Genomic DNA, 23,283 nt, shown 5'->3' on the forward strand with positions numbered 1-23,283 from the left:
CTCGATCATGGACAGGGCCAGACAGAGCCGGCCCCGCTGAGGGGCTGGGCCCTGGGCTGTCACCACCGACATCCGGTTGGAGAGGCCCCGGAAGAAACCGTCCGCATAGCCGATGGGCAGCACCCCGATCCGGGTCCTTCCCTGGGTGCGGAACGTCCGACCGTAGCTGACGTCCGTGCCCGGATCAAAGGTCTTGATGGTGGAGACGCTGGACTTCAGGCTCATCACCGGCCGCAGGTCCAGCCGCTGCGCGTCGGCGCCCACACCGTACAGGGCGATGCCCGGCCGCACCATGTCGAGATACATCTCCGGATAGCGGGCCAGAGCGCCGCTGTTGGCGCAGTGGCGGATGGCAAAGGTTCTGCCCCCTGCAGCCAATGCATCCAGCACACGGGTGAACACGTCGAACTGCGCTCTCGTATAGGCCTCACTGTCTCTGTCATCCTCGTCGGAGACGGCGAAGTGGGTGAAGATGCCTTCCGCCTCCAGTCCCGGCAGGGCGCAGGCGGCGGCGATGGATTCCACGCCTGTGTCAAAGTGCCCCTCCCGCACCAGGAAACCCAGCCGGGACATGCCGGTGTCCACCTTGATGTGGACCTTCAGTGTGCCGCCGCTCTCCACGGCTGCGGCGCTGTACGCCTCCGCCTTGGCCAGGGCGGACACCGCCTGGGTGATGCGGTACTCGATCAGCTGGGGCACCATGGCCGGGGGCGTGTGGCCCAGGATCAGAATGGGCGCCTGAATGCCGGCCCGGCGGAGTTCTTTCGCCTCGTCCAGGCTGGACACCGCCAGATAGTCCGCCCCCAGCTGCTCCAGCTTGCGGGACACCTGAATGGCCCCGTGGCCGTAGGCGTCCGCCTTCACCACACCCAAATACTTCACGTTGGGCCCGATCTTTCTGCGGGCCTGCTGATAGTTGTGGGCCAGGGCGTCCAGGTCGATCTCCGCCCAGGTCCGTCTCAGAATCGGTTCCTCCATGTGTCGGTCACCTTCTCCGTCAGTCTATGGAAGCGGCGGGAGGAACCCTCCCGCCGAAGTCATTCCTGGTTTTCTATTGTATCATAAAAGGAAAAGCTCGTAAAGTCTGCCGTCAAAATGATTTCCCCATCCACGGCGATCTCCCCTCGGAGGGGCGTACCGTCCTCCTGCCGCAGCCAGAGGGTGGAGAGGATCTTCCCATTCTGCTCTCCGGTCTGGTCCACCGTCAGACGGAAGCAGGACGTCTCCTGCCAGTCCTCCTCGCTCTCCTCCAGCAGCCACCCGTCCCGCAGGGCGCTCATCAGCTGGGGCAGGCAGGCCATGGGGCTCACCTCCTGGCTGCTGAGGTTCCCGGCGTTCAGGCACTGGTCCTCGTACACCAGTTCCACTTCCCCATCGGAGAGCACTGCCTTCACGCCCGCGATGGTCTCCGGTGCCAGGACCTCCACAGTGGTCTCCCCCTCCGGCACGTAGTCGCACTGGAGCGTGGCCTCCCAGGCCGCGCCGTCCTGCGTGCAGGAGACCTCCGCCTCCATGACGCAGCCCGCCATGTTCCGATAGGGCATCCGGGCATCCGCCGCATCCCCCGCCTCTCCGCCTGTGCCGCCGCAGGCCGTCAGCAGCAGGCACAGGGTCATCATTGGTACGCAAGCCCATCTGCGCACCGCAAAAACCTCCGTCTTTTATAGGATCTCCCCGATGGCCGCCGGCAGTGACGACACCACGTCCTCCGGCGTCATACCATAGGGCGTCAGGCGCTCCGCCGCCAAGTCCCCGGCCCGGCCGTGGAGCCACACGCCGACCGCCGCCGCCCGGACGGCAGTCGCCCCCTGGGCCAGCAGGGCGGCGACGATCCCCGTCAGCACGTCGCCGCTGCCGCCCTTGGCCAGGCCGGAATTTCCGGTGGTGTTCACCAGCACGTTCCCCGCCGGGGCGGCGGTGAGGGTCCGGTGGCCCTTCAGCACCAGGACACAGCCATGGGCCGCTCCAAAGGCCCGGGCGGCCCCCAGCCGGTTGCTGCCGGTGAGGTCGCCGCCGATGCGGGCGAACTCCCCGTCGTGGGGCGTCAGCACCGTGATCCGGTCTCGCCGGGCGTCCAGTACATCTATATGTCCCCCCAGGGCGTTTATGCCGTCGGCGTCCAGCACCATCGGCTGCTGGATTTTCTGCAGCAGATCCAGCACCAGCTCCGTGACGCCATCTCCCCGGCCCAGTCCAGGGCCCAGAGCCACTGCGTCACAGCCGGCAGCCCGCTCCAGGATTTCCTCTTTCGCCTTGGGAGAGAGCCTCCCATGTTTGTCCGGCAGAGGGAATGGCATGGCAGAGACGCACTTGGCCGCCTCCACCGGCCAGATGGTCTCCGGCACCCCCAGGGACACCAGCCCGCACCCGGTCCGCACCGCCGCCGCGGCAGTGAGATAAGGCGCACCGGTATAGCCCACTGCGCCGCCGACGATCAGCACCTTGCCGAAGGTTCCCTTGTGGCCGTCCGCCCTCCGGGGCGGCAGGGCCGCACGGGCAAAGTCCCGCTCCACCGTCTGGGCCCGGCAGACAAGGCCCCGGACCAGATCCGCCGGGATGCCGATGTCCCGGACCTCCACGTTCCCGGAGAGGGCGGCCCCCTCCCCCACTGCCTGACCGATCTTGGGCAGTGTGAAGGTAACAGTGCGATCCGCCCGAACCGCACGGCCCAGCACGGCGCCGGTGTCCGCCGACACGCCGCTGGCAATGTCCGCCGCCACCACGGCGGCCCTGCTCTCATTCATCCAGTCCACCGCCGCGGCAAAGGGCGTGCCTGCCCCGATGGGCCGGGAGAGGCCCACGCCGAAGAGGGCGTCGATCACCACGTCGCACCCCAACACCCAGGCCCGCTGGCTTTCGTCCGCCGGGTCGAACCGCTCCAGCTCCACACCGCACTCGCTGAGACGGCGGGTCTCCTCCAGGGCGTCCGGCGTCAGCTTCTCATAGTCCCCTACCAGGAACGCCCGGACCTTCAGCCCCTTCAAAAACAGCAGCCGGGCTGCGGCGATTCCATCGCCGCCGTTGTTGCCCGCGCCGCACAAGGCCGCCCCCCGACATTTCCCCGGCCGCTTGGGCAGCAGCGCCAGCGCCGCCTCTGCCACGCCTGCCGCCGCCCGCTCCATCAGGTCGATGGAGGGAATGCCCCGCTCTTCAATGGCCTGCCGGTCCAGCTCCTTCATCTGCGCCGCCGTCGTCAGCTTCATGGCCGTAACCTCCTGTATTCCTCATGGTTTTCTGGTGCCTATTATAGGAATTCCCGCTCCGGATTGCAATCATTTGTAACCAGATCGTCATGGATTCTCCGGTGGAATGTGATATGATGCTTCAAAAAGGAACGAAAGGAGGCGCTGCCCATGAGGCGTTTTGGGGCGCTTCTTCTCCTGACCATCGCGCTGCTCGCCGGCTGCGGCGGGCGGGAATCTCCGGTTTCGCCCGATGAGGCCCCGGAGACCGCTTTGAAGGAACAAGACGTTAGAAATATGTATACCGCCGCTTCAACGGTCTACGACTGGTTTGACCTGACCACGCTGCCCCTGGACAGGGCGGACAGCCGCACAGAGGGAGACCTGACCTACTACCGGGTGGATGCGGAGAATCTCTCCCTGCCCGTTTCTACCGTGGCAGAGCCCACGGACAGTACGCCTTCCTGGCAGCCGCAGCCGGTCACGATCACGTCCCTGGCAGACCTGCGGGAGACGGCGGAGTCCTACTTCTCCCCGGAGATTGTGGACAACCTCTTCGCCCTGTCCCCGGATCACTACAAGGACTTCGACGGCGTTCTCTACGCCACCGACGGGGGCCGAGGGAGCAACCTGTACCTGCTGGACAAGACCGTGGCGGCGGAGCAGGTGGATGAAGACCACTGGACCGTGACGGTGACCTTTTGGGCGGATTTCGAGGGCCGGGAACTACAGGGAGACGGGTATTTCCACACGGTGGCTACCACCGGGTACTCCACCACCGTACTGGACTATGCGCATACACCGGACGGCTGGAAATTCACCGGTTTTTGTCCCTCGGACGGCCTAGACCTGGAGGCAGATACAGTCTATACCATCAATTACTATCAGGACTTTGAGGTCACCAGCGCCTATCAGGACTACTCGGACTGGAAGCTGGCGTGCTATTTGATCTACGCCGACGGCGCCTATGCAGAGGCTCCCTTCGATCTGTTGGCCCGCCGCTTTCTGGAGCGGCCGGAGGACATCCTGCATGTCCTGGCTTTGTTGGACAGCTCCCCCTACCGGGAGAAACAGGGACCGCCCCACCCGAATATCGACGTCATTGTGGCCGGTCCAGGATACACTGCCGCTGGGAGGTTCTACCGGGAGGACCGGGCGGACTTTGAGGCACTCCTGGACGCTCTGCACCCGGAGACGGAGGCGGAACAGGCGGTGCTGGACAAAATCCGGGCTGCCTACGAGTCCTCTGTTACAGAGGAGAGTCCCATTGAGACGGAGTTTGCCCTGATCGTCCCCGGTGAGAAGCGGCTGCTGACCCTGGGTGTCCAGGAGGGCACCTTTCCCTGGGGATACGAACTGGAGGGCACCGTGACCTATACCGGTCCCGGCGACACCTACGGTACGGTATATGAGGTGGACTGCGGCAATCTGCGGCTGGCCTACTCCGTCAGTCCTGACGATAGCACAGAATACCTGTTCCGCCTCTCCACCTCCACCCACTATGACCAGTCCGGTGGAACGCTCTGCACGCCCCGGGGCCTTTACTGCGGATACAGCCTCGCCCATCTGGAAGAGATATACTCTCACGTAGTAGAGCTGGCGGGCTTTCAGTCTGACACCTATGATGCCTGCTATGTCTATGAGCCCGGCGGTCTGGCGTATTGCAAGCACATCGCCTTTTATATCACGGACGGCGTGGTTACCGCCATCCAGGTGGAGGATCTGATGGATGGCCGTCTGTTGGGCTGACAGCTTCTTCCCTGTTCTCCGGACAATTCGCCAATTCCCACAGGCCCCAATCCCCCGAATTCCGGCGGATTGGGGCTTGCATTTTCGGTTTTTCTGTGCTATAAGTGTTAATTGTTATCAGCGATGAACGGGAAAATAATTGGAGACGCCGCCGAGAGAGGGTCGGTCACCGGCTGCAAGCCGACCTGCGGACGCCCGATTTGGTTCGCCCGGGAGCCGCCGTGGAGACACGGCCGGTTCGCCCTCCGTTATCAGGGCCACGAGTGCGCGCCGCAGGCGGCGTGAATCCGGGTGGTACCGCGGAAGGATTCGCCTTTCGTCCCAGGGATGGGATGAGAGGCGTTTTTTTGATGCCTTCCATCCCAAGAGCACTGCGTATGCAACATTATAATATAAGGAGCATGGACAATGAAGGAACAACTGGAAGCCATTCGCGCCGGCGCGCTGGCAGCCATCGGCGCCGCCGGGAACACCGGAGAGCTGGAGGCCCTCCGGGTCCAGTACCTGGGCAAAAAGGGAGAACTGACCGCCGTTCTGAAGCAGATGGGCAAGCTCTCCGCCGAGGAGCGGCCCGTCATGGGCCAGCTGGCCAACGCCGTCCGGGCAGATGTGGAGTCCGCCATCGAGCAGCAGTCCGCCGTCCTGGCGGAAAAGGCCCTGGAGGAGCGGCTGGAGGCCGAGGCGCTGGACATCACCGTCCCCGGCAAGGCCCACAAGCTGGGCCACAAGCACCCCATGTACACCGCGCTGGATGAGATCAAGGAGATCTTCATCTCCATGGGCTTCACGGTCCTGGACGGCCCGGAGGTGGAGCTGGCCACCTATAACTTCGACAAGCTGAACGCCGGCGAGGGCCACCCCTCCCGGGACTGGTCGGACACCTTCTATTTTGACGCCGGCAGCCGGGTGATGCTCCGCAGCCAGACCAGCCCCATGCAGGTCCGGGCCATGGAGACCATGGAGCTGCCCATCCGCATCATCGCCCCCGGCCGGGTGTACCGGAAAGATGAGGTGGACGCCACCCACTCCCCCATGTTCCATCAGGTGGAGGGCATGGTCATCGACAAGGGCGTCACCATGGCGGATCTGAAGGGCACCCTGAACACGGTGGTGGAGATGCTGTACGGCAAGGGCACCAAAACCCGGTTCCGCCCCCATCACTTCCCCTTCACGGAACCCTCCTGCGAGATGGATGTCCAGTGCCACAAGTGCGGCGGCGTGGGCTGCCCCACCTGCAAGGGCGAGGGCTGGATCGAGCTGCTGGGCGCCGGCATGATCCACCCCAAGGTGCTGAAGATGTCCGGCATCGACCCGGAGGTATACTCCGGCTGGGCCTTCGGCATCGGCCTGGAGCGCACCGCCATGCGGCGGTTCAAGATCGCCGACCTGCGGCTGATCTTTGAGAACGACGTGCGATTCCTGGAACAGTTCTAGTTCTTAAAGAGGGGACCTCGTCCCCCCTTTAGATTCCCCCTCACCAGTGACATCGGTCACTGGTGAACGCCGCCCAAGGCGGCTGAGTCAGGGAATTTTCGGCAGGCACGTGTCCTTCCGAAAATGACTGGATATTTTTTCACGCCGGCGGCGTGAAACTCTGCGAGGCTTTTGCGGGGCACTCCCGCATTCCGATATAAAGGAGTTATAGAAGATATGTTACTGAGCAGAAAGTGGCTGGACGAGTTTGTGCACGTCGACGCCAACGATAAAGACTTTGCCGAGGCCATGACCCTCTCCGGCTCCAAGGTGGAGACCACCGAGGACCGGGGAGCCGAGATCTCCAATATCGTGGTGGGCACCATCCTCACCATGGAGCGCCACCCGGATTCCGACCACATGTGGATCTGCCAGCTGGATGTGGGCCAGAGCGCGCCCATCCAGATTGTCACCGGCGCCTGGAACATCCACCCCGGCGATATGGTGCCCGTGGCCCTGGACCACTCCACCCTCCCCGGCGGCAAGAAGATCGAGAAGGGCAAGCTGCGGGGCGTGGAGTCCAACGGCATGATGTGCGGCCTCTATGAGCTGGGTCTGGATGAGCGGGACTTCCCCTACGCCGCTATCGTCCCCGCCGCCATCCTGAACGACTACCACCCCCTGGACAAGGACAAGCCCTCCATCCCCGCCGACATCCAGCCCGGTGACAAGGTGTTCGGGCCGGTGGTGTGCGGCAAGATCCTGGAGTGCGCCAGCCAGCCGGACTACACCTTCCACACCTGTCTGGACCTGGGCGGCTCCACCGCTGTGCCGGACACCATCTGCCCCAACCTCCACGAGGGGGACCTGGTGGCCTACAACACCAAGACAGGCACCATCTGCACCCTGGAGGATCTCCACGCCGACCAGAAGGAGTTCCCCCACTGCATCCCCGACGGCATCTTCGTCCTCCACGAGGAAGGGATCCAGAACGGCGATGACATCAAGCCCATTATCGGCGCGGATGACCATGTGGTGGAGTTCGAGATCACCCCCAACCGCCCCGACTGCCTCAGCGTCATCGGTCTGGCCCGGGAGGTGGCCGCCACCTACCAGCAGCCCCTGACTCTCCACGAACCGGAGGTACAGGGCGGCGCCGACGGCGTGCTGACGGACCTGCTGGACATCGAGACCCCTGCCGCCGATCTGGTGCCCCGGTACACCGCCCGGATGGTGCGGAACGTGAAGATCGCCCCCTCCCCCAAGTGGATGCGGGAGCGGCTGCGGAGCATGGGCGTCCGTCCCATCAACAACATCGTGGACATCACCAACTATGTGATGCTGGAGTACGGCCAGCCCATGCACGCCTTTGACTACCGCTATGTGAAGGGCGGCCACATCATCGTCCGCCGGGCCGAGGAGGGCGAGGAACTGACCACCCTGGACGGCAACGTGCGCAAGCTCACCGCCAACCACCTGGTCATCGCCGACGAGCACCGGGCCGTGGGCCTGGCGGGCATCATGGGCGGATTGAACTCCGAGATCGTGGCGGACACCACCGACGTGGTGTTCGAGTCCGCCTGCTTCGACGGCACCTGCATCCGCAAGGGCGCTCTGTCCCTGGGGATGCGGACCGAGGCCTCCGCCAAGTTCGAGAAGGGTCTGGATCCCCTGAATACCCTGCCCGCCGTCCAGCGGGCCTGCGAGCTGGTGGAGCTGCTGGGCGCCGGAGAGGTAGTGGACGGCGTCATCGACATCCTCAACTACGTGCCCCAGCCCCACACCATCCGCATGGACCCGGAGCGGGTGAACGCGCTGCTGGGCACCGACATCCCCGCAGCGGAGCAGTACCGGTATCTGGCCCGGGTGGACATCCGCACAGCGGACGACAGCTGCCCCGGCGGCCCTGCCGACGTGACCATCCCCTCCTGGCGGGGCGACGTGGAGGGCATCGCCGATCTGGCGGAGGAAGTGGCCCGGTTCTACGGCTACAACAACATCCCCACCACCCTGATGCGGGGCCAGACCACCCTGGGCGGCTATGGCGCCGCCGAGATCCTGGAGCGCCGGGTGTCCAGCGTGTGCCGGGCCTTCGGGTACGATGAGATCATCACCTACTCCTTCATCTCCCCGGCCCAGTACGACAAGATCCGCTGGCCGGAAGATTACCAGCGGCGGAACTCCTTCAAGATCCTGAACCCCCTGGGGGAGGATACCTCCATCATGCGGACCACCACCCTGCCCTCCATGCTGGAGATCCTGACCCGGAACTCCAACTACCGCAATCAGGACGTGAAGCTCTATGAGGTGGGCCGGACGTACCTGCCCGGCGGCGAGGACGGCCTGGCCATCGAGTCCAAGACACTGACCCTGGGCGCCTACGGCGGCGACATGGACTTCTACGCTATGAAGGGCGCCATCGAGGCGATCCTCCAGGAACTGCGGGTGAAGGATGTGACCTTCCGCATCGGCAGCGGCCTGCCGGAGGAGCTCTCCTACCACCCCGGCCGCTTCGCCGAGGTGTGGAGCGGCAGTGACTGCCTGGGCTGGTTCGGCCAGATCCATCCCCTGGTGGCCAAGAACTATGGCGTAGACGCGGAATTCTACTGCGCAGAGCTGGCCATGGACGAGCTGGAGAATGCCAAGGGGGCCGACCCGGAATATGTCCCCCTGCCCAAGTTCCCCGCCGTCACCCGGGACATCGCCGTGGTGTGCGACAGGGCCGTCACCGTGGGAGCGCTGGAGGACTGCATCCGCCGGGGCGCCAAGGGGCTGCTGAAGGATGTGTCCCTGTTCGACATCTACACCGGCTCCGGCATCCCGGAGGGCAAGAAGAGCGTGGCCTTCAACCTGACGCTCCGCTCCGACGACCGCAGCCTCACCGCTCAGGAGGCCGATGAGGATGTGAAGAGCATCCTGGAGACACTGAAGGCAGAGCTGAACGCCGTCCTGCGGTAATATGCGGCCGCCTGCGGACTGCACAGCGGGCTTGTGTGCCGTCGCGTCCAGGTGCTATTGTGCAGACAGAAACCTTGAGCCGGGCGGATGCGTTCCGCCCGGCTCAAATCCAATCCCCCAGCAGCGCCGATGCAGACGCCGCTCCCGGAGGCGCTGTGAGGCGGGCCGAAGGCCGTTCTGCTGCACTGGACCCCCCTGTTCTTTCGGTCCAGCGCCCTCCCAGCGATTACGGGGCGTATTTTTTCAAATTTCATGCGGAAAACGCTTTACAGTTTTTCAAAAAACGAGTATACTAGTTTTGTATTATGAAGTGGTGCTCCCTTCGGGAAAGGTGGTGTCTGTATGGACGATTTTACCAGGAAATTCAATATTGCCACGGAGAAGGACGCAGAGATCCATCAGATTCTCTCGACCGTCTATCGGGCATTGGAGGAAAAGGGCTATAACCCCATCAACCAGATCGTGGGTTATATTCTCTCCGAGGACCCCACCTACATCACCAATCACAACAATGCCCGGACCCTGATCCGCAAGATCGACCGGGACGAGCTGCTGCAGGTGCTGGTCCGCAGATATTTGGGGCAGTAACCGTTTTCCTTCTGCATTCCCCCGCAGAGAGGGCATCCGTGCGAATGGCGCGGCGACCTTCCCTGCGGGATTTTTTGCGTCCAGGGGCCGAAGGCAGGTCTCTTCCCAGGAATTGGCTGTAATTTCTTGTGACCAAACGTTGACAAAGCGGATAAAATCTGTTACAATTCGGTTACAACTTTTGAAGGAGTGTTTCCATGGCAGAGAGCAAGTCCAAGAAGGCAGAAGGTTTGACATACAAGGGCCATCCCCTTCGCCGGGTGGACAATCTGATCTACTACGGCACGATGGCTGAGAAATATATCATCATGATGCAGATCCTCAACACCAAGAAGGAGCAGGACATGGAGGTGGCCACCAAGGTCTCCATCCAGCTGCAGCTGACGGACCCGGAGCTGAAGTCCCGGGACCGTGTGGTCAAGAAGAGCGAGAAGGACAGCCTCTACGCGGCGATGGACATCGCCACCGTCTGGCTGGATCGTGCTCTTGCTGGCAAGCTGTAAGAAACAGGACCTTTTCCCCGCGCTACAAAAGACTGACGAAAGGAACGTACACCTATGACGCACTTCGCAGGCAGAGCAGGCAAGGTCCTGTTCCTCTCCGTTCTCACCGCAATGCTGCTGGCGGCCACCGCCCTGGCAGCGGACATCGCCACCGGCGCCGGCTGCACCACAGGTTCTTCCCTGCGGCTGCGGGCCGAGCCCTCTACCTCCGCCTCCGTGGTCACCACGCTGGACAAGAGTGTGGCGGTGGCGATCTTGGATGACTCCGTGGACGGCTGGTACAAGATCGCCTACAACGGCAGCACCGGCTATGTGTCTGCTGACTACCTGAACGTAGATCAGGACAATGTCTTCACTACATACGGCCGCGTCAATTCCGACGGCGTGAACGTCCGCTCCGACGCCTCTACCGACAGCTCTGTGCTGGCCACCATTGAGGAGGACGCCATCGTCACGGTCAACGGCTTGGTGGACGGCTGGTACGACGTCACCTGTGAGTACGGCACCGAGGGTTACATCCGCAGCGACTTCCTGGACCTGACGGAGTCTTCCTCCTCCAACAGCGACATCGCGGCCACCGCCAAGCAGTACCTGGGCACGGGTTATGTGTACGGCGGCGCCTCTCCCCGCGGCTTTGACTGCTCCGGCTTCACCATGTACGTGTACAGCCAGCACGGCTACTCCCTGCCCCACTCCGCCACCAGCCAGTGGCAGAGTGGCCTGGGCACCCGGGTATACTCTATCTCCGAGCTGCAGCCCGGCGATCTGGTGTTCTTCAACGATCCCAGCCGCAACGCCGGCAAGGCATGTTCCCATGCCGGTATCTACACGGGAGATGGGCAGTTCATCCACTCCTCCTCTTCCCGCAGCGGCGGTGTCATCGTCAGCAGCCTGACCAGCGGGTACTACAATACCTATTTTGTGGGCGGTATCCAGGTGTAAGTTTTAAGAGTAAATATCCAACCGGGCGGCACAGTTGTGTGCCGCCCGGTTTTTGTGTGGATTAGAATTTCTCCGCGGCCCGCTCCAGTGCCGTGAGGTCACCCCGGCGGAGCAGGGGCAGCAGCAGCTGGAGCTTCTCCCGTGGCCAGTCCCACCACCGGAGCCGCTCCAGACGGTGGATGGTCTCCGGTGTGAACCGCTTCCGGATGGGCTTCGCCGGTACGCCGCCTACGATGGTGTAGGGCTCCACGTCCCCAGCCACCACCGCCCGGGCGGCCACGATGGCGCCGTCACCGATCCGCACGCCGGAGAGGATGACGGCCTCATAGCCGATCCAGACATCGCTGCCGATGACAATGTCCCCCCGGTTGTCCCAGGTCTCCGTGATCTCCGAGACAGACGTGTCCCACGCCTCGTAGAAGATGGGAAAGGGATAGGTGGACAGGGACTTCAGCGTGTGGTTGGCGCTGGTGAACAGGAATTTCGCGCCGCAGGCGATGGAGCAGAATTTTCCGATCACCAGCCGGTCGCCGTTGATGGGGTAGTGATAGAGCACATTGTTGCGCACGAATTCCGTGGGGTCCCGGAGGAAATCGTTGTAGATCGTGTAATCCCCCACAGAAATATTGGGGTCTGACACCACTGCATTCAGATAGACGGTCTCCCGGTCGCCTGTGCGGGGATAGATGGTATTCGCCGGAATCTGCATGAGGAAATTCTCCTTTCAAATTTGATTCATGCGATCCCGGCCACCACAATGCAGCGCCTCACCTGCCGCTCTCTCCTTTCCTGATTCAGTACTCTGTTTTCTCCCCGCCGCAGAGGGCGGCCAGCTCCCGGTCCAGATTCTCATAGAACCGGGCGATGTGGATGCCGTCCACCAAAGCATGGTTGGCCAGCAGCGTCATAGGCAGCAGAGTCCGGCCCTCCTGTCGGTGCCAGCGGCCCCAGGTGATGCGGGGATTGCTGTCCGCCGGCGTTGGGGTTGGCTGGGTCAGGGCCGTGTAGGACAGCCACGGGACACAGGAGACAAAGAACAGGCTCTCCCCGTCCTCTCCGTCCTCCAGGGTGGGCGCCGCCTTCACCCGCTCCTGCTCCGCCGCCGCGTAGGGCAGGAACTCCCGGAAGGGCCGGTCCACCTCCAGGCTGCAGTAGCAGTAGGTCCCGTCCGGCAGAGCCACCGTATGGGAGGAGGGGCAGCGGTCGTACTCCACCACCTGATCGCCCCGGATGCGCCGCCGCAGCTCCGGCACGCCGTTGGCCGCTCGGACCGCAGCGTACAGCACCGCCAGAAAGAAGCTCGTTCCTCTCTCCCGGCACCAGACTGCCAGCTCCGTCACATCCACCTGCACCGTCACCCCCACATAGGGGTTGGACAGGGTCTGAAAATACGCAAATTGGTCCCGCCGGGACTCCCGGGACATGTCCACCGTCCGCCAATTCATAGGTGCTCCTCCTCATTTTGATCTTTGGAGGTATGATAACACACTCCAAAGCATTTTGCACCATTTTCCGTTTTGAAAAATTTCCTCTTGCCAAGTTCTTCCGGTTGTGCTATGATTCACACTTGTGTGAAAAGTATGATTTCAAGGAGGTAGCTCCATGCCTGGAGGCAAACACATGCTGGGCATGTCCAAAAACCGGGTCTTTGGCACTGCCAAAGTGGGCGACCGGGGACAGATCGTCATCCCGCAGGAGGCCCGCCGGTTCTTTGGCATCTCTCCCGGAGACACCCTGCTGATTTTGGGCAATGAGGTCAGCGGCCTGGTGGTGACAAAGCCCCAGGTCCTCAGCGACCTGGCAGATGAAATTTTGGGAACAACGGAGGAAGACCATGGAAATTGTGACCATGTATGAACAGCTCGGCGTCAGCCGGGCGGTCTATGAATGCGGCGAGGCGGTGCTCCGGGACTTGCGGCCCCGGTTCGACGTCATTGATCAGACGGCAGAGTACAACCAAGGCAAGGTCCTGGCCGCCATGCAGAAAAACCGGGTAAACGCCACCCACTTTGCCGCCACCACCGGCTACGGCTACAACGACGACGGCCGGGACAACCTGGAGCGAGTGTACGCCGATGTGTTCCACACGGAGGCGGCTCTGGTCCGTCCCCAGATCACCTGCGGCACCCATGCCCTGGCAGTGGCCCTCTCCGCCAACCTGCTGCCGGGGGACGAGTTGCTGTCCCCGGTGGGAGCCCCCTATGACACCCTGGAGGAGGTCATCGGCATCCGGGAGAGCAAATGCTCCCTGAAGGAGTATGGCGTCACCTATGCCCAGGCGGACCTGAAGCCCGACGGAACCTTCGACTACGACGCCATCCGGGAGAAGATCAACGGCCGCACCAAGCTCATCACCATCCAGCGGTCTAAGGGGTACGCCACCCGCCCCTCCTTCTCGGTCCGGCAGATCGGGGAACTGATCGCCTTCTGCAAGGGGATCAAGCCGGACGTGAAAATCATGGTGGACAACTGCTACGGCGAGTTCGTGGAGACCATCGAGCCCTCGGACCTGGGGGCCGACATGGTGGTAGGCAGCCTCATCAAGAACCCCGGCGGAGGACTTGCCCCCATCGGCGGCTACATCTGCGGCACCAAGGAGTGTGTGGACCGGTGTGCCTACCGGCTCTCCGCCCCGGGACTGGGCCAAGAGGTGGGTGCCAACCTGGGTCTGATGCCCGCCCTCTACCAGGGGCTGTTCCTGTCCCCCACGGTGGTGTCCGGCGCTTTGAAGGGCGCTGTCTTTGCCGCCAACATCTATGAGAAGCTGGGCTTCGCCTGCGTCCCCAACGCCACGGAGAGCCGCCATGACATCATCCAGGCGGTGACCCTGGGCAGTGCCGAGGCCATGGTGGCCTTCTGCAAGGGGATCCAGGCCGCCGCCCCGGTAGACAGCTACGTGACCCCGGAGCCCTGGGCCATGCCGGGCTATGACTCCGACGTCATCATGGCCGCCGGCGCTTTTGTCCAGGGCAGTTCCATCGAGCTCTCCGCCGACGGGCCCATCCGCCCCCCTTACGCCGTCTACTTCCAGGGCGGCCTCACCTGGTACCACGCCAAGTTGGGAATCCTCATGTCCCTCCAGAAGCTGGTGGAGGCGGGTCTGGTAACTCTGCCGGAAAGTAAATAACGCTTTGAATACAGTGATTTAGGAGAAAAACGTAATATGTGGTTTTGGCTCTCTCTGATCGCGCTGCTCTGCTGGAGCGGCTCCGACCTCTTTTCCAAAATCGGCTGCCGCGATGCCCGGGACAAGTACAGCCACCTGAAAATGGTGATGGCCGTGGGCGTTGTCATGGGCCTTCACGCGGCCTACGAGGTCTTTGTGGGCGGTACGGTCATCAATCTGGACATCATCCTGACATACCTACCCGTCTCGATCCTGTACATTCTCTCTATGGCCATGGGCTATGTGGGCCTGCGGTACATTGAGCTGTCCATCTCCTCCCCTATCTGCAACTCCTCCGGCGCCCTGGTAGCTGTGCTGGCTATCCTCTTTGACGGCATCGCCGGATACTCCCCCCTGGCCCTGTTCGCCGTGGCGCTGGTGTGTGTGGGCGCCGTGGGCCTGGGTGTGGTGGAGGCCCGGGAGGATGACGAACTGCGCATCGAGCGGCAGAAGGCAAGCAACTACAAGTACACCAAGAGCTTCATGGCCCTGGCCATGCCTGCGGCTTACTGCGTGCTGGACGCTGCCGGCACCTTTGCCGACAGCCGGGTGCTGGAGATCATCAGCCGCACCGTGGAGGACTACGAGGCCAGCGCCAACGTGGCCTATGAGCTGACGTTCCTGCTGGCCGCCGTGGTGTGCTTCGTCTATGTGGTGCTCATCAAGCGGGACCGGCTGGTGCCGAAGATGGAGGCCCCCAAGTATCTGGGCGCCGTCTGCGAGACCGCCGGACAGTTCGCCTACATCTACGCCATCGCGGACACGGAGCATCTGGCCATGTCCGCGCCCATCATCGCCTCCTACTGCGCGGCCTCCGTGCTGTGGAGCCGGATCTTCCTGAAGGAGAAGCTCTCCTGGAAGCACTACGCCATGATCGCGCTGATCGTGGCGGGCATTGCCATCATGGGCGTGTTCGATCTGTAATGAAAAAGTCCCCCCTGTGCCGGAACACAGAGGGGACTTTTTTCATGTTTCAGGCCCTGCCGTTCTCCTGGATCCGCCGGTCCAGCCGGGCCATGAAGTAGGCCAGCAAAAAGCCGCCGATGCAGCAGACCGCCGACAGCACAATCTCCCACGCGCCCACATAACTGGTGGGGATGATAACCAATGTGGAGGCCAGCACGATGCCGAAGATCCCGTGGAAAGCGATGGAGTAGTGCTTCCGGAAGAACCAGCTCACCAGCCTTGCCAGCAGCAGGATTGTCAGCACCATCCCCGGCAGGCAGGCGGAGAGCACCAGGAAGTCCAGCCGGGCCAGCCCTTCCAGCATGGGCTGGTACAGCCCCAGGGCCATCATTACCGAGGAGGAGGTCAGCCCTGGAATCACCAGACTCATGCCCCAAAGGGCGCCGCAGAAGTTGTACCACCAGAAATTGGGTTCCACGGTGACGCAAATCACTTTTCCTACGTAAAACAGGCTGAAGAAGATGGCGCCGGCGCACACCGCCATGCTGACCCAAGAGCCGATGCTGCGTCCCTCCTTCCCCGCCTCCCGGAAGAGAGATGGGACCGTGCCCACGATCAGGCCGATGAACAGCCAGGTAGTGACGGTGCTGGACACGTCGATGGCCGCGGCGATGCCCTTGGCAAAGCCCAGAAAGCCGATGGCGCACCCCAGCCCGATGGGCAGAAACCACCGCCAGTATTTGGGGATGGCCTCCCGGGGATGGGTCAGCACCTCCATAAAGGGACGGTAGATGTCGAACACCACCGCCAGCACCCCGCCGGAAACCCCCGGCAGGATGGCGCCGGCCCCGATCAGGACGCCGCACAGCAGGTCCCGCAGCCAGCGTATGCCAAAATTCCGATCCCGCTTCCGCCTCAACGCCGTTCCTCCATCCTCCTGGGTCTTGTGGATTTTATGATAGCAGTTTTGCCCAGCAGTTGCAATCCGATACTGCCTCTTCTCTTGAAAAAATTCCCGGTTTCGACAGCGCCCGACGCCGCTTTGTGGAAACTCACAGAACCACATGTCTTTTGCCTGGATTTCTATGCAGGTTTCCCTGTTGACTTTTCCGGTGTTATCAGATAAACTATGAGACAGTTATTGAATAACCTGATAGCAAAAGACGATGAAGAGAAGAGTACCCAGGCAGATACAGCGCAGAGAGCCTCGTGTGGTGAGAAGAGGTCTGGAAGGGCTTGGAGAACATGGTCTCGGAGTTGCGTGGCCGACCGCCGTCCCGGCATAGGTCACGACGTGGGCGCACGTCACAGCGCAGGAGTGTGTTTGCACTCCCCAAGGCCGCTTTCGTGAGGAAGCGTGCGAATCAAGGTGGTACCACGGCGAATTCCGTCGTCCTTGAGACTTTTGTCTCAAGGACTTTTTTATTGCCAGAATTCACCGGAAAGGAGCGTTATCCCGTGTCTATCATTCAAATTCAGCACCTGTACAAGACCTTTGGAACGGGTGAAAACGCCGTCCATGCCCTGGAGGACATCAGCCTGGACATCCAGAAGGGGGAGATCTTCGGAATTATCGGTCTCTCCGGCGCCGGCAAGAGCACCCTGGTGCGGTGCATGAACCTGCTGGAGCGTCCCACCTCCGGCACCGTGATCGTGGACGGGAAGGATATGACGGCCCTTAGCGAAAAAGAGCTGCGGCTGGCCCGTCGGAACGTCACTATGATCTTCCAAAGCTTCAACCTGCTAATGCAGCGGACGGTGCTGAAAAACGTCTGCTTCCCCATGGAGCTCAGCGGTACCCCCGCTGCCCAGGCCAGAAAGCGGGCCCTGGAGCTGCTGGACCTGGTGGGCCTGCGGGAGAAAGCGGACGCCTATCCCTCCCAGCTCTCCGGCGGACAGAAGCAGCGGGTGGCCATCGCCAGGGCCCTGGCCACGGACCCCAAGGTCCTGCTGTGTGACGAAGCCACCTCCGCCTTGGATCCCACCACCACCGCCTCCATCCTGGCCTTGCTGAAGGACCTGAACGAGAAGCTTGGGGTCACCGTGGTGGTCATCACCCACCAGATGAGCGTCATCGAGGAGATCTGCTCCCGGGTGGCGATCCTGGACGGCGGCGTGGTGGCTGAACAGGGCAAGGTGGAGGACATCTTCTCCAATCCCCATACGGATGCGGCCCGGCGGCTGGTGTACCCCGGTGGCGTCAGCCTGGAACAGTATCCGGCAGGTACTCACGCCGTCCGCGTGGCCTTCAACGGCGGTACGGCGTATCAGCCCCTGATCGCGTCTCTCGCCATCGACCTGGGGGTGAAGGTCAATATTCTGGGTGCCGACACCCGCAACATCGAGGGCAGAGCCTTCGGCACCATGCTGCTTGGGCTGCCGGACGACCCCAATGAGGCCGCCAAAGCCCTCAGCTATATCCGGGCGCAGCCCAATGTCTCTGCGGAGGAGGTGGAATACCATGTTTGAGTCTATTGCAGCCTTCTGGGCCGAATACGGTAATGTGTTGACAGATGGTGTCTGGGATACCCTGGTAATGGTGGTGATCTCCACCGCATTCGCCTATCTGATCGGCCTCCCTCTGGGGGTGGCCCTGATCCTGACCCAGCCCCACGGCATCCGGCCCCACCGGGGCGTCTACCGGGTGCTGGACTGGATCGTCAACATCGGCCGGTCCGTCCCCTTCATCATTCTGATGGTGGCCATTATGCCCTTCACCCGGATGGTGGTGGGCACCACCATCGGCGTCAAAGGCGCCATCGTACCTCTGGTGGTGTCCGCCGCCCCCTTCATCGCCCGGATGGTGGAGACCTCCCTGAACGAGGTAGACGCCGGTGTGGTCGAGGCCGCCCAGTCCATGGGCGCCTCCACCCTCCAGATCGTCTGGAAGGTGTACCTGCCGGAGGCGAAGCCCTCTTTGATCCTGGGGGGTGCCATCTCCCTGGTGACGATTCTGGCCTATACCGCCATCGCCGGCACCGTGGGCGCCGGCGGCCTGGGCGACATCGCCGTCCGGTACGGCCATCAGCGGGGCATCACCTCCGTTATGTGGGTGACGGTGGTGTTCCTGATTATCCTGGTGCAGGTGGTCCAGCTGATTTTCAACTGGCTGTCCCGGCGCATCGATAAGCGGCTGGACCAGCCGTCCGGCGCCAAAAAATCCGGCCCCCTCGATCTCCTGGCCCGCTTTGCCCATACCAAGTGACCCCCGGCGTTTTCATCGTTTGTCTCTTGAAAATCCGGCAAGCGTTTGAAATACATCATAAACGATATTTTATTGGAGGAACGAAACATGAAAAAGAAGCTGCTGGCCCTGCTGCTGGGCCTGACCCTGTGCCTGTCCCTGGCCGCCTGCGGCAGCGATGCCGCTGAGACCGTCACCCTGACGGTGGCCGCCTCTCCCACCCCCCACGCCGAGATTCTGAACCAGTGCGTGCCCATCCTGGCGGAGCAGGGCATCGAGCTGGTGGTCAACGAGTACAGCGACTACGTGGTGCCCAACACCGCCGTGGAGGACGGCGACGAGGACGCCAACTACTTCCAGCACCTGCCCTATCTGGAGGAGTTCAACGAGACCCGCGGCACCCATCTGGTGAGCGTGGCCGGCGTCCACATCGAGCCCATGGGCATCTATGCGGGCCGGGTCTCCTCCCTGGAGGATCTGCCCGACGGCGCCGTCATTGCCGTTCCCAACGATGCCACCAATGAGGGCCGCGCCCTCCTGCTGCTGGAGGCCCAGGGCCTGATTACCCTGGACGACAGCTCCAACCTGACCGCCACTCCCAACAACATTGTGGACAATCCCAAGAATCTGGAGTTCCAGGAGCTGGAGGCCGCCACCATCCCCAGCGTGCTTGCGGACGTGGATCTGGCCGTCATCAACTCCAACTACGCCCTGGGCGCCGGCCTGAACCCCACCACAGACGCTCTGGCCATCGAGTCCAGCGACTCCCCCTATGTCAACGTACTGGTGGTGAAGGAGGGCAATGAGAACAACGAGGCTATTCAGGCCCTGGTGGATGCTCTCCACTCCGACACCATCCGGGACTACATCACCGAGACCTTCGACGGCGCCGTGGTACCTGCCTTCTAAGATCATTTCCTTTCAATTCAGCTGTGCCGGAGAGGCTTTGTCTCTCCGGCACAGCTTTTTGAGAATTTCCAATGTTAAAATCGTGTAAAATTTTTCGCGGAAACCAGTAGCATTTCCAGACGCTCCGTGCTAGAATATGGCTTGCGTCATACAGCGCAAATTCTGGGACATATACGAGGTTTTCTGACATGGCAGGCAAGCAGCAGACTCATTATGAGATCGATATGTGCAACGGCCCTATTCTCTCCAAGATGCTGCGGTTCTCCATCCCGCTAATGTGCTCCAGCGTACTGCAGCTACTGTTCAACGCGGCGGATATCGTGGTGGTGGGCCGCTGGGCCGGGGACAACTCCCTGGCGGCAGTGGGGTCCAACACCGCGCTGATCGGCCTGCTGACCAACCTGTTTGTAGGTCTGGCCGTGGGTGCCAATACCCTGGCGGCCAAATACTACGGCGCCCGAGACAGAGACGCGCTCCACCGGGTAGTCCACACCTCCATCCTGCTGAGCATCATCAGCGGCCTGGTGTTGACAGTGGTGGGCGTCTTCGGTGCCCGGACCATTCTGATCTGGATGCAGACCCCGGAGAACGTGTTGGATCTGGCCACGCTGTATCTGCGGATCTACTTCCTGGGCATGACGGCCACCATGGTCTACAACTTCGGCGCCGCCCTGCTGCGGGCGGAGGGCGATACCCAGCGGCCGCTGTACTTCCTCTCCCTGGCGGGAGTCGTCAACATCGTGCTGAATCTCTTCTTCGTCATCGTCTGCAAGCTGGACGTGGCAGGTGTGGCCATCGCCACCGTGATCTCCCAGTGCATCTCCGCCTCCCTGGTGCTCCGCTGCATGGTGAAGGATACCGGCCCGCTGCACCTGGATCTCAAGAAGATGCGGCTCCACCCCCAGGCCATGCGGCAGATCCTCCGCATCGGCCTGCCCGCCGGATTCCAGGGGATTCTCTTCTCCCTGTCCAACGTGGTGATCCAGTCCTCCGTCAATACCTTCGGTGAGGTCATCATGGCTGGCAACTCCGCTGCGGCCAACATTGAGCAGTTCGTATACGTGTCTATGAACGCCATGTATCAGGCCACCATTTCCTTCACCAGCCAGAACTACGGCGCCGGTAACTACCACCGCATCCGCAAGATCATGATCCGCGCCCAGGGCTGCGTGCTGGTGGTGGGGCTGGTGCTGGGCAACGCCGCCACGCTGGCAGGTCGGGTACTGCTGTCCATCTACACCACCAGTCCCCCGGTCATTGAGGCCGGATTGGTGCGGATGGGCATCGTCTGCACCACCTATGCCCTCTGCGGCATGATGGACGTGATGGTGGGCGGCCTGCGCGGCATCGGCTACTCCATCATGCCCATGCTGGTGTCCCTGGTGGGCGCCTGCGGCCTGCGGCTGCTGTGGATCGCCACCATTTTTCAGCTGCCCCAGTTCCACACCATCCAGACGATCTACTGGTCCTATCCCATCAGCTGGGCTATTACCTTCGGCGTCCACGTGATCTGTTTCCTGTGGGCCATGAAAAAGGTCAAGCGCCAGCTGCTGCCGGAGGGCGCGCCCGCGCCGGTGGAAGTCCCCCCCACTTTGGAAGAGGAGACCGTTTCCGAATAAGAAAAAAGCGGCGGGAATCCGATGGATTCCCGCCGCTTTTCCTTTTACAGCCCTAGCCGTTGCTTGACGGCCAGCACCGCGCAGGCCACCAGGAAGATGGTCAGCGCCAGCTGTCCCCACAGCAGATTGTAGGAGATATTCTCCTTGTCCTTGCGCCGCCCCTCCAGCACGGAGAAGGAGTTGAAAATTCCCACCACGCCGAAGGCAACGGCCACCAAGTCCGCCGGCAGCTCCAGCCCCATCGCCAGCAGGGCCAGGTACAGCACGAATCCCAACCCCGTGGCGATAGCTCCGTTGTTCATCTGTTTCTTGGTCTGAAACAGCAGACCCTTTCTCTTGTCGTTCATCTTGCTCCCGCTTTCGTATCAATATCCGTTGACGATGACATCCAGAACCTTGGCGGCCACGCCGCCCGCCACAGAGGACCCGCCGCCGCCGTTCTCCACCAGCACCACAAAGGCGTAAGGCGTCTCCTCCCCCCGGAGGAAGCCGGTGAACCAGGCGTGGGGCGTCTGGCCCTCCCCCACCTCAGCGGTGCCGGACTTGGCGCAGATGTCCATATTGGGAAAGCGGCTGGCGCCGTAAGTCTGGGTCACGTTGTTGGCCATCAGGTCCGCCAGCGCAGCCGCCGTATCGGCAGAAATCAGCGTGCCGGTCCTGGTGGTGAAGTGGGGCAGGGACGGCAGACCCAGGGCGCTCTCGGTCCGGAGGATCAGATACGGCTCCGCCGCCTTGCCGCCGTTTGCGATGGCGCCCATGTAGATCATCAGCGCCGCCGGGTTCACCTGGTCGTGGTACTGTCCCACGCCGGCCCAGCCCAGCTGACCGTCGGTGATGTTGTCAAAGTCAAAGGAGCCCTTTGCCGTAGGCAGGCCGCTGATGGAATAGCTGCCGGTCAGGCCCGCCTGCTCCGTGTACTTCTCCAGAGTGCCCGGCCCCAGCTCCTGGGCGATCTGGGCGAAGGCCACGTTGCAGCTGTTGGCGAAGGCGGAGGCGATGTCCTGCTCCCCGTGGGTGCCGGAGCAGATGATGGTCTCGTCCCCCATCTGGACGCTGCCGGAGCAGGTCCAGGTCCGATCCGCCAAGTCTGGAATCTCCTCCAGAGCCGCCGCCAGGGTCATGGTCTTGTACACGGATCCCGGCGTGAAAGTAGAGGACAGGAAACGGTTCAGATAGGCGCCCTTGTACCGGTCGTTGGTGGTGATGTCCTCCGGCACGTTCAGGGGGTCGTAGCTGGGGGCTGAGACCATACACAGAATCTCTCCGGTTTCGTAGTTGTAGACCGCCACGGTGCCGGACTTGCCGCCAAGCGCCTCATAGGCGGTATAGTTATACCGGGCGTCAATGGTCAGATACAGATCGTTCCCCCGCTGGGCGCCGAAGGCGCCGTTCAGCAGGCTGTACCCGGTCAGCTTGTCGGCAAAGGCATTCAGGGCCCCGGTGCCGATATTACCCTGTAGGTCCCCCACCGCATGGAGAGTGGCCTTGCGGACGGTGGCATTGTCGTAATAGGTGCGCTGTCCGTCCACCACCTCGGAGAGCACGTCCCCGTCCCGGTCCAGCACCGTGCCGCTGGCAAGCTGGCCGCTGCTGTTGTACAGGTGGCGGTTGAAGGCGGAGGACGCCCAGCTGCCGCCGTCCAGGAAGTATTTCACCAGGAAGAATCCCAGGCCCGCCGCCAGCAGCAGCGCCAGCGCCAGACAGACAAAGGCCCGCCGCTCAATTTTCTTCATGGCGTTCCTCCTTTTCCGTGCCGAAGGGGTCCCCTATCGGCTCCACCCGCCGGCGGGCCGCCTGGGTCAGGCGCCGCTGGTGCTTGCGGGCGATGGCAAAGCTGGCGTTCTCCCGGGTATCTGTGGCCTTCAGATAGGCTAGGAGCCCCCACGCGGACATCATAGCGGAGCCGCCGTTGGAGACAAAGGGGAACGTGACGCCGGTGAGGGGCAGCAGGTCCACGGAACCGAACACGTTCAGGCAGGTCTGAAACACCAGCAGGGACGATGCCGCGCAGGCTGCGATGGTGTAAAAGCTGGACCTCCCCACCCGGCAGGCCCGTGCGGCGAAAAACGCCAACGTGATGATGGCGCCCACTGCCAGCACGGCGATCAGCAGCCCCCACTCCTCGCACAGCATACCGAACACCAGGTCTGTGTCCGCCGCCGCC

Annotated in this window: 22 protein-coding genes and 1 other annotated feature; of the genes, 13 read left to right on the forward strand and 9 right to left on the reverse strand. The window is 62.5% G+C overall.

The features are described 5' to 3' along the window. From alr to QVE23_RS05610, 3 genes are all read right to left on the reverse strand, one after another. Window positions 1-978, reverse strand: a 978-nt coding sequence (gene alr, locus QVE23_RS05600) for an alanine racemase (protein ID WP_287967726.1), incomplete at its 3' end; no start/stop codon positions are given. Between the two features lie 59 nt (window positions 979-1,037). After that, on the reverse strand, window positions 1,038-1,643 hold the full coding sequence (locus QVE23_RS05605; protein ID WP_273482335.1) for a hypothetical protein: 606 nt from the start codon (window positions 1,641-1,643) through the stop codon (window positions 1,038-1,040). Between the two features lie 18 nt (window positions 1,644-1,661). Next, window positions 1,662-3,203: a bifunctional ADP-dependent NAD(P)H-hydrate dehydratase/NAD(P)H-hydrate epimerase gene (locus QVE23_RS05610; protein ID WP_021751629.1), complete on the reverse strand. Its 1,542-nt coding sequence runs from the start codon at window positions 3,201-3,203 to the stop codon at window positions 1,662-1,664. A 150-nt stretch (window positions 3,204-3,353) separates the two neighbouring features. On the opposite strand from QVE23_RS05610, the gene QVE23_RS05615 reads away from it, so the two are divergent. The 6 genes from QVE23_RS05615 (at window position 3,354) to QVE23_RS05640 (ending at window position 11,335) form a co-directional block, all read left to right on the forward strand. Next, the gene (locus tag QVE23_RS05615; RefSeq protein ID WP_287967728.1) at window positions 3,354-4,931 is read left to right on the forward strand and encodes a hypothetical protein; all 1,578 of its coding nucleotides are present in this window, start codon (window positions 3,354-3,356) and stop codon (window positions 4,929-4,931) included. 408 nt (window positions 4,932-5,339) lie between these two features. Further along, the gene (gene pheS / locus QVE23_RS05620; RefSeq protein WP_287967729.1) at window positions 5,340-6,365 is read left to right on the forward strand and encodes a phenylalanine--tRNA ligase subunit alpha; all 1,026 of its coding nucleotides are present in this window, start codon (window positions 5,340-5,342) and stop codon (window positions 6,363-6,365) included. 216 nt (window positions 6,366-6,581) lie between these two features. Beyond that, window positions 6,582-9,302 (forward strand): phenylalanine--tRNA ligase subunit beta, encoded by a 2,721-nt coding sequence (pheT, locus tag QVE23_RS05625; protein WP_287967730.1) that lies wholly within the window; start codon window positions 6,582-6,584, stop codon window positions 9,300-9,302. Between the two features lie 342 nt (window positions 9,303-9,644). Next, a complete protein-coding gene (locus tag QVE23_RS05630) occupies window positions 9,645-9,890 on the forward strand; it encodes an IreB family regulatory phosphoprotein (protein ID WP_021747624.1) in 246 nt (81 codons plus the stop codon). Between the two features lie 197 nt (window positions 9,891-10,087). Further along, on the forward strand, window positions 10,088-10,393 hold the full coding sequence (locus QVE23_RS05635) for a hypothetical protein (RefSeq protein WP_021747623.1): 306 nt from the start codon (window positions 10,088-10,090) through the stop codon (window positions 10,391-10,393). Between the two features lie 54 nt (window positions 10,394-10,447). Next, a complete protein-coding gene (locus QVE23_RS05640; protein ID WP_136891640.1) occupies window positions 10,448-11,335 on the forward strand; it encodes a C40 family peptidase in 888 nt (295 codons plus the stop codon). Between the two features lie 61 nt (window positions 11,336-11,396). Here QVE23_RS05640 and QVE23_RS05645 read toward each other — a convergent pair whose 3' ends face one another. After that, on the reverse strand, window positions 11,397-12,044 hold the full coding sequence (locus tag QVE23_RS05645; protein ID WP_025544180.1) for a CatB-related O-acetyltransferase: 648 nt from the start codon (window positions 12,042-12,044) through the stop codon (window positions 11,397-11,399). Between the two features lie 85 nt (window positions 12,045-12,129). Next, the gene (locus QVE23_RS05650) at window positions 12,130-12,780 is read right to left on the reverse strand and encodes a CatA-like O-acetyltransferase (RefSeq protein ID WP_025544178.1); all 651 of its coding nucleotides are present in this window, start codon (window positions 12,778-12,780) and stop codon (window positions 12,130-12,132) included. 157 nt (window positions 12,781-12,937) lie between these two features. Between QVE23_RS05650 and QVE23_RS05655 the strand changes: the two genes are divergently transcribed. From QVE23_RS05655 to QVE23_RS05665, 3 genes are read left to right on the forward strand one after another with little or no spacing between them, the layout of a single operon-like run. Beyond that, window positions 12,938-13,192, forward strand: a complete 255-nt coding sequence (locus QVE23_RS05655) for an AbrB/MazE/SpoVT family DNA-binding domain-containing protein (protein WP_249390717.1) — start codon at window positions 12,938-12,940, stop codon at window positions 13,190-13,192. Beyond that, on the forward strand, window positions 13,170-14,462 hold the full coding sequence (locus tag QVE23_RS05660) for a methionine gamma-lyase family protein (protein ID WP_287966978.1): 1,293 nt from the start codon (window positions 13,170-13,172) through the stop codon (window positions 14,460-14,462). Before QVE23_RS05655 ends, QVE23_RS05660 begins: the two co-directional genes overlap by 23 nt. Before the next feature lie 36 nt (window positions 14,463-14,498). Continuing rightward, window positions 14,499-15,425 carry an EamA family transporter gene (locus QVE23_RS05665; protein ID WP_119310800.1) on the forward strand — a complete coding sequence of 309 codons (927 nt, stop codon included), beginning with the start codon at window positions 14,499-14,501 and terminating at the stop codon, window positions 15,423-15,425. Window positions 15,426-15,474: 49 nt separating this feature from the next. On the opposite strand, the gene QVE23_RS05670 is transcribed toward QVE23_RS05665, so the two are convergent. Beyond that, a complete protein-coding gene (locus QVE23_RS05670) occupies window positions 15,475-16,326 on the reverse strand; it encodes a DUF368 domain-containing protein (RefSeq protein ID WP_036629893.1) in 852 nt (283 codons plus the stop codon). Between the two features lie 238 nt (window positions 16,327-16,564). After that, window positions 16,565-16,808: a binding site (T-box leader), on the forward strand. Between the two features lie 63 nt (window positions 16,809-16,871). Here QVE23_RS05670 and QVE23_RS05675 point away from each other — a divergent pair. The 4 genes from QVE23_RS05675 to QVE23_RS05690 all read left to right on the forward strand — a co-directional run bounded on the left by QVE23_RS05675 (window position 16,872) and on the right by QVE23_RS05690 (window position 21,119). Beyond that, window positions 16,872-17,876, forward strand: a complete 1,005-nt coding sequence (locus QVE23_RS05675; RefSeq protein WP_036629898.1) for a methionine ABC transporter ATP-binding protein — start codon at window positions 16,872-16,874, stop codon at window positions 17,874-17,876. Next, window positions 17,869-18,612, forward strand: a complete 744-nt coding sequence (locus QVE23_RS05680) for a methionine ABC transporter permease (RefSeq protein WP_021748569.1) — start codon at window positions 17,869-17,871, stop codon at window positions 18,610-18,612. The genes QVE23_RS05675 and QVE23_RS05680 overlap by 8 nt, the downstream gene beginning before the upstream one ends. An 87-nt stretch (window positions 18,613-18,699) precedes the next feature. Continuing rightward, window positions 18,700-19,500, forward strand: coding sequence for a MetQ/NlpA family ABC transporter substrate-binding protein (locus QVE23_RS05685; RefSeq protein ID WP_119310799.1), 801 nt, complete (start codon window positions 18,700-18,702; stop codon window positions 19,498-19,500). A gap of 188 nt (window positions 19,501-19,688) precedes the next feature. Then, complete coding sequence (locus QVE23_RS05690; RefSeq protein WP_119310798.1) at window positions 19,689-21,119, forward strand: MATE family efflux transporter; 1,431 nt, start codon at window positions 19,689-19,691, stop codon at window positions 21,117-21,119. A gap of 44 nt (window positions 21,120-21,163) precedes the next feature. Here QVE23_RS05690 and QVE23_RS05695 read toward each other — a convergent pair whose 3' ends face one another. The 3 genes from QVE23_RS05695 to QVE23_RS05705 form a co-directional block, all read right to left on the reverse strand. Further along, window positions 21,164-21,466 carry a hypothetical protein gene (locus QVE23_RS05695; RefSeq protein WP_021748572.1) on the reverse strand — a complete coding sequence of 101 codons (303 nt, stop codon included), beginning with the start codon at window positions 21,464-21,466 and terminating at the stop codon, window positions 21,164-21,166. A gap of 18 nt (window positions 21,467-21,484) precedes the next feature. After that, complete coding sequence (locus QVE23_RS05700) at window positions 21,485-22,852, reverse strand: penicillin-binding transpeptidase domain-containing protein (RefSeq protein ID WP_287967731.1); 1,368 nt, start codon at window positions 22,850-22,852, stop codon at window positions 21,485-21,487. Then, a partial coding sequence (locus tag QVE23_RS05705; protein ID WP_287967732.1) for an FtsW/RodA/SpoVE family cell cycle protein occupies window positions 22,839-23,283 on the reverse strand: 445 nt, incomplete at its 5' end. The genes QVE23_RS05705 and QVE23_RS05700, both read right to left, overlap by 14 nt.

The sequence above is a fragment of the Oscillibacter sp. KLE 1728 genome (genome assembly GCF_934833455.1).
Taxonomy (GTDB): Bacteria; Bacillota; Clostridia; order Oscillospirales; family Oscillospiraceae; genus Oscillibacter; species Oscillibacter welbionis.